The 7017-nt window shown below is 73.0% G+C and carries 5 protein-coding genes; 1 reads left to right on the forward strand and 4 read right to left on the reverse strand.

Annotation, left to right across the window (positions count from 1 at the left end):
• Positions 1-337: 337 nt before the first annotated feature.
• A complete protein-coding gene (locus B2P18_RS06815; protein WP_029212941.1) occupies positions 338-997 on the reverse strand; it encodes a hypothetical protein in 660 nt (219 codons plus the stop codon).
• Between the two features lie 13 nt (positions 998-1010).
• The gene (locus B2P18_RS06820) at positions 1011-2138 is read right to left on the reverse strand and encodes a toxic anion resistance protein (protein WP_286957404.1); all 1128 of its coding nucleotides are present in this window, start codon (positions 2136-2138) and stop codon (positions 1011-1013) included.
• 233 nt (positions 2139-2371) lie between these two features.
• On the opposite strand from B2P18_RS06820, the gene acs reads away from it, so the two are divergent.
• Positions 2372-4312 carry an acetate--CoA ligase gene (gene acs, locus B2P18_RS06825; protein ID WP_376783691.1) on the forward strand — a complete coding sequence of 647 codons (1941 nt, stop codon included), beginning with the start codon at positions 2372-2374 and terminating at the stop codon, positions 4310-4312.
• Here acs and B2P18_RS06830 read toward each other — a convergent pair whose 3' ends face one another.
• Together B2P18_RS06830 and B2P18_RS06835 are read right to left on the reverse strand one after the other, a co-directional pair.
• Positions 4313-5938: a hypothetical protein gene (locus tag B2P18_RS06830; RefSeq protein ID WP_286957413.1), complete on the reverse strand. Its 1626-nt coding sequence runs from the start codon at positions 5936-5938 to the stop codon at positions 4313-4315.
• Between the two features lie 73 nt (positions 5939-6011).
• Complete coding sequence (locus B2P18_RS06835; protein WP_286957415.1) at positions 6012-6824, reverse strand: glycerophosphodiester phosphodiesterase family protein; 813 nt, start codon at positions 6822-6824, stop codon at positions 6012-6014.
• Between the last annotated feature and the right edge of the window lie 193 nt (positions 6825-7017).

Raw genomic sequence — 7017 nt, forward strand, 5'->3', positions numbered from 1 at the left:
CAGGCGGCTGAAAGTGACCCGACGGGGCAGGTTGAACGTTCTCATGGCGCCCAGGGCGACCCGACATGCCCCGACGGATCAGTTCGTGCAGCGAGCTCCGGGTGCAAACCGAACGGGTGGAGAACGCCACCGTCATGGGTGGCGTTCTCCACCCGTTCCCGCGGGACGCCGGAACCCCGCAGACCTGAGCGCCCGCGTGCCCGATGGGCAGCGCATCCGGGCCAGGCCGGCCTAGGCCGGGCTCCGGCATACGGCTGGACGATCGGATCGACCTGGGTTGGTCACATCGACCTGGGTTGGGCACATCAGCCGGGGTTGGTCACATCAGCCTGGGGGACTAAGGCCGGTCGATGTGACTACCTGGGGTAGGTCCGTCGTGGTGGAACTTCTCCTCGAGGAAGCGGCCCTGGTCGGTCAGGGTCTGCGCGTCGCCGGCATAGATCGCGCTCTGCACCGACCCCAGCCGCTGCTCGAGCACCTGCATCTGGTGGGTCAGCTCCTGCGCGGGGGTGCGACCCTCCGCGCCCGGGGCGTCACGGGCATAGCTGCCCGGCAGGTTGAGATAGGCCTGGAGCGAGGTCGGCAGGTAGTCCCGCACCGTGCGCTGCACCACGTGCAGGTCGTCCGGCGAGGTGGCCAGCTGCTCCGCGCGCTGAAGGATGTCGCGCAACACGGCCACGACGCGGTGGAACGCGAGGTAGCCCTCCTCGGGGAGCCGGTTGGAGGACTTGTCGGTCTGGTCGACGAGACGCTGCAGCTCGGTGCGCAGGTCGACGATCAGCGCCTGCGTGGCCTGGGTGCCCGTCGCAAGACCCCCACGTCGGCGCGCTCCGGGGGCGACGGCCGCGCCGACGGCATACAGCCCGACGACCGCGGCGGGCCACCAGTCCCCGGCGAGGTCGGTGGGCACCGTGACGGCCGCGGCCCCGAGCCCGAGCACGGATCCCACGATGTTCTTGGTGGACGCGAGGTAGCGCGTCAGAGCGTTGCCAGCCACGACCCCAGCCTAGTCACCGGCGCCGCTGGTCCAGCGTGCGGCGGGTCTCGTCCTCGGCCGCGGCGCCGCGGATGCGCGTGGCGTCGGCCTCGTCGAGCGCGGCGTAGACCTCGCCGAAGGCGCTCTTGAGGCGCGCGATCGCGTCCGGCGAGCCGGTTCCCGCGGTGTCCCGCATGGTCTGGGCCGAGTCGTCCAGCAGCTCCGCCGAGCGGCGGTCCAGGTCCTGCACCCCGTCGACGACCCGGCGCTGCCCCTTGACCGCGCCCGAGACGACCACGGCCGTGCGCAGCGCCGCCAGCGTCGTGGTCGCCGCCCGGTCGATGCCCTGGACGAGCAGCTCGTTGTTGGACCGCACGAGGTCCAGCGCGAGATAGCCCTGGGTGCACACCGCGAGGTGGGTCAGCAGGTCCTGGTGCTTCTGCCGGGCCGCGCGCTGCACCTGGTCGCGCAGCACGTGGGCGCGGGCCGGGTCGGACGCCTCGATCCCCGGCAGCGCACGCCCGATCTCGTCGTCGATGGCCCCCGCGAGCACGGAGTACTCCTGCAGCTGGCCCATGAGCCGCCACAGGTGGGCCCGCTCGCCCGCGACCGCCGCGTTGTCCTTGCGCAGCTCGTCCTGCTGGGTCCGCAGCGACAGGATCAGCATGTTGATGCGGTCCTGGCTGGCGTAGTAGCGCTCGACGTAGTCCGCGACCCGGTCCCCCATCGGCACCAGCCCGAGGAGCTTGCGCGCCGGCTTGTCGAGGTCGGCGGGGTCCAGCTCCTCGACCTCCTGGCGCAGGCGCACGAGCTGCTCCCCCGCGACCTGCTCCGGACCGCCCTGACGTGCCCCCACCGAGCCCGAGCGGGCGCGACGGTCGAGCATGCGCGAGGACAGCTGCGACGACGCCTTGACCTCGGCATCGCCCATCGTGCTGATGTCGCGGACGCGCTGGTCGAGCACCGGCGAGTGCACGTCGACGGCGAGCAGCTGCTGCACGAAGCCCTCGGCGTTGCGGCGCAGCGCGTCGGCCACGGCCGGGTCGACGGGCACCGCGGTGGCCGCCTGCTGCGGCGTCACCTCGGCGACGGGCCGGGGCGCCGACAGTGGAGACGGCATCGGCGACGGCTCAGGTGCCGCGAGCGGGGTGGGCTCGGTCATGGGCTGCTCCTGTCGTGGCGGGTGGGCTCGGACGTCCACCCCATCATGCCCGTATGCCGGTGGCCCCTCGTGCGGCGCGGCTGCGGCATACGGCCGGTGACCGCCCGGCGACGGGCACCGACCACCCGACGACGACCGTCTCAGGCGCGGCCGGTGGCCTGGCACGGGCGCCCGATGTGAGGTTGGCTGGGGGGCAACCGACCCGACTCGAGGAGGAGCCGACCGTGTCTGACTTGTCTGACCGCTCTGACCACACCGCGCAGGAGTTCCCGCCGGACCCCGCGTTCACCGAGCAGGCGGTCGGGCAGGCCGAGCTGTTCGACCAGGCCGACGCCGACCTCGAGGGCTTCTGGGCCGACCAGGCGAGGAAGTACGTCTCCTGGAGCAAGGACTTCACCCAGGTCCTGGACTGGAGCGACGCGCCGTTCGCGACGTGGTTCGCCGACGGCGAGCTCAACGTCGCCCACAACTGCGTCGACCGGCACGTCGAGGCCGGCAACGGCGAGCGGGTCGCCATCCACTTCGAGGGCGCCGAGGGCGACACCCAGACGATCACGTATGCCGAGCTGCAGCGCCGCGTCTGCCAGGCCGCCAACGCGCTCACCGAGCTGGGCGTGGCCAAGGGCGACCGGGTCGCGATCTACCTGCCCATGATCCCCGAGGCGATCGTGTCGATGCTGGCCTGCGCCCGCCTCGGCGCCCCGCACTCGGTGGTGTTCGGCGGTTTCAGCGCCGACGCCATCCGCTCCCGCATCGCCGACGCCGAGGCCCGCGTCGTCATCACCGCCGACGGGCAGTACCGCAAGGGCAAGCCCGCTCCGCTTAAGGCCGCCGTCGACCAGGCCGTGTCGGGCGAGGGCTCCCCGATCGAGCACGTGCTCGTCGTGCGCCGCACCGGCGCCGACGTCGAGTGGTCCGACAAGGACGTGTGGTGGCACGACCTCGTCGACCGGCAGAGCGACCGGCACGAGGCGCAGCCGATGGCGGCCGAGCACCCGCTCTACATCCTCTACACCTCCGGCACGACCGGGAAGCCCAAGGGCATCCTGCACACCTCCGGCGGCTACCTCACGCAGGCGGCCTACACCAACGCCGTCGTCCACGACCTGCACCCCGAGACCGACGTCTACTGGTGCACCGCCGACATCGGCTGGGTCACCGGGCACTCCTACCTCGTCTACGGACCGCTCGCCAACGGCGCGACCCAGGTCGTCTACGAGGGCACCCCGGACTACCCGCACCAGGGCCGCTGGTGGGAGATCATCCAGAAGTACGGCGTCACGATCCTCTACACCGCCCCCACCGCGATCCGCACCTGCATGAAGTGGGGCGCCGAGATCCCGCAGAAGTTCGACCTGTCCTCGCTGCGCGTCCTCGGCTCGGTCGGCGAGCCGATCAACCCCGAGGCGTGGCTGTGGTACCGCAAGAACATCGGCGGCGACCGCTGCCCGATCGTCGACACCTGGTGGCAGACCGAGACGGGCGCGATCATGATCAGCCCGCTGCCGGGCGTCACCTCGCTGGAGCCGGGCTCGGCGCAGCGGCCCATCCCGGGCATCAGCGCCGAGATCCTCGACGACGCGGGCGAACCCTTCACCGAGGCGGAGAAGGTCGGCTACCTCGTGCTCACCAAGCCGTGGCCCTCGATGCTGCGCGGCATCTGGGGCGACCCGGAGCGCTACAAGGACACCTACTGGAGCCGGTTCGGCGAGAAGTACTACTTCGCCGGCGACGGCGCGAAGTACGACGCGAACGGCAACATCTGGCTGCTCGGCCGGGTCGACGACGTCATGAACGTCTCGGGCCACCGCCTGTCCACCGCCGAGATCGAGTCGGCCCTGGTGTCGCACCCGTCGGTGGCCGAGGCGGCCGTCGTCGGGGCGGCCGATGACACGACCGGTCAGGCCGTGTGCGCGTTCGTGATCCTGCGCGAGGGCGCGCAGCAGAGCGACTCCACGGTCGAGGAGCTGCGGTCCCACGTCGCCAAGGAGATCAGCCCGATCGCCAAGCCCAAGTCGGTCATGATCGTCACCGAGCTGCCCAAGACGCGGTCCGGCAAGATCATGCGGCGCCTGCTCAAGGACGTCGCCGAGGGCCGCGAGATCGGCGACTCGACGACGCTCACGGACGCCTCGGTCATGGACTTCATCAAGCAGGGGATGTCCCAGCGCTGACTACCTCGGGGAGGTGCGGAGGGCGGGCACGAGGACCGTCGGCGGGCCGGGCACCCGCTCGACGGCGTCCGTCTCGACGTCCCAGCGCAGCATGACCGGCGCCCGGCCGTCGCCCGGGCTCACCGCCAGCAGCACGGTGCGCCCGTCCTCCCACCCCGAGATCATCGTCGCCGGCGACCGCATGGCGGGGTTGCTGCCGCCATAGGCCCGCCAGCGCCCGCTGCGCAGGTCCATGACCTGCACGGGTCCCGCGGTCCGGGCCTGGTATCGCCCGTCCGGGCTGGTCGCCGTCGGCGCCATGGCCTCCGTCGGCAGGCACGGGTGCGACGTCGACGTGATGTCGCTGACCGGCACCCGGTAGGTGCACGCGCGTTCGTCGTCCAGGCGCATGACATAGGCCGGGTCCCCTTGCGAGTCCGGCGTGACGACCGCGTCGTCGGGCAGGTCCAGGTGGTGCATCCGCTGCCCCAGCTCCCAGAGGAAGTGGAGCGTGCCCTGCCGGCCCTCCGCCGGCGTCGGGTCGCCGCTCGGGCCGGCCGTGCCGGTCGGCGTGGGTGTCTCGGGCATCACGGTCTGCATGATCAGGACCCCGCGCGTGGTCCAGGACGCCACCCACGCGGAGGTCGGCACCTCCTGACGCGCGACCTCGGTGCCCGTCGCGGCGTCGATCACCCGGACCGTGAACGGCGCCGGACCCCCGTCGGTCGCCCACTCGACGTAGGCCAGCCGGGACCCGTCCGGGGACACGGCGAAGCCACTAATCTCGCCACCCGCCGCCCTGACCGGCGCCCCCTGTCCCTTCCACCACCGCAGCTCCGTCCCCATCTCGCCCTGGCCGCCCTGGTCGGCGAGGACCACGACGGCGCCGCCGTCCGGTCCGAAGGCCACCGGCGTGACCATCGCCAGGTCCGGCCTGCCGGAGGACCGCGCCAGGCGGGTCGTGCCCGAGCCGCGCACCAGCCACAGGTCCGCGCCCTGCTGCTCGACGCGGGGCAGGGCGCTCGTCCGGCGGCCTGCCGCCGTGCCGAGGGCGGCCTCGTAGGCCTCGAGCGGCAGGACGTCCGGCTCCGGGACGGGGGTCGGCTGCGCCGACCCGCTCTGGGTCGGCGTCCACGACGGGGTCGTGGACGAGGGCGGGTATGCCGTGGGCGACGCCGCACCGCCGCTCGAGGTCGGGGACGCGGTGGGTGACTGCGTGGTCGTGGGCGAAGGCGTGCCGTCACGCAGCCGGTCGACGGCGACCCACCCGCCGGCGACCACGAGTGCTCCGGCCACCGCCAGGGCGGTCACCTGGCGACGACGGTGGGCGGTCGTCATACGGGCCCGCACGTCGTCGGCCGAGACGGGGCACACCCCGTCGCCGGCGAGGCTCGCGGCGCGTCCCCACAGGGCGTCGAGGTCGTCGTGGTCGGGCTGGGGCACGTCCTGCTCGCGGGCGGCCAGCCGGATCCGGCGCTCGGCGACGGCTCGCACCTGGCCGTGGGAGGCCTCACCGCGCCGCCCGGCCAGGGTGACGAGCACGTCCTCGGTCACCTCACGGGCGGCGGGCCGGGGCACGATCGCCTGCGCCCAGCGCCAGACGAGCGGGCCGGCGCGACGCACCAGACCGTCGAGGTCGTCGACCATGCGGGCACCCCCTGGCTCGTCGGCACGTCCCAGCTGCTCGAAGGACTGCTCCTCGGAGGACGCAGCGAGCCTGTCACAGGTTGCCCGGCAGCCCCACCTCGTGCTCGTCGGCGGCCGGAACCGCGCCAGGCATCGGCACCCAGTCGCCGCGGGCGACCAGGACCTCGCGCAGCAGGTCGGGGCGGTCCGAGATGACGCCGTCGACGCCGAGCGACAGCAGGCGGTCCATCGCGACCGGGTCGTTGCACGTCCAGGTGATGACCCGCACCCCGACGGAGTGGGCCAGGTGCACCACCTCCTCGACGAAGATCGGGACGCGCCCCAGCTGGATCGGCACGTGCGCGAACGGCGCCGAGCCGATCCAGCGCGGCACGGGCACGCCGGCGCGCGAGCAGGCGATCAGCGTGGTCAGGGAGCGCCAGCCGAGGGAGGTGGCCACGCCCGGGGCACCCTCGCGGACCCGACGCAGCCAGCCGTCCCACGCGCCGGCGACGCACACCCGCTCGCGATAGCGCCGGATCCGCAGGACCTGCACCAGCGGCTCGAGTGCGGACTCGTCCTTGAGGTCGATCGAGAAGCACGCGTCGGGGAAGGCCTCGAGCGCCTCCACCAGGGTCGGCACCTGCTCCTGCCCGCACACCCGCAGCCGCTGGAGCTCGCGCAGGCTGCGGCCTGCCACCGGGCCGGTGCCGTCGGTGATGCGGTCGAGCGTCTCGTCGTGGAAGCACACGAGCTGTCCGTCGGCGGTGAGCCGCACGTCGGACTCGAGGTAGCGCACCCCGAGCGCCGCCGATCGCTCGAACGCCGCCAGGGTGTTCTCGGGGGCCAGCTGCGCGCCACCGCGGTGCGCGAGCGCCAGGGGGAAGGGACCGTCGCCGTAGGCCATGTCTCCATGGTCAGGGCCTCGCCGGGCTGCTGGGGGCCGTGCCCGGGGTCCACGACGAGGTGTTCACCGGGGCTTCCCGATCCGGCCATGCGTTGCTCGGACGCCGGTGGCCGGGCGACCTCTCGCGCTCCCAGAGCGCCCGAGCGACCGCTCGGACGCGATAGAATGCCCGTTGGTGTGCCGGGAAGTCTGG

It is taken from the genome of Arsenicicoccus sp. UBA2120, assembly GCF_002330965.1.
In the GTDB taxonomy this organism is placed as follows: domain Bacteria; phylum Actinomycetota; class Actinomycetes; order Actinomycetales; family Dermatophilaceae; genus Arsenicicoccus; species Arsenicicoccus bolidensis.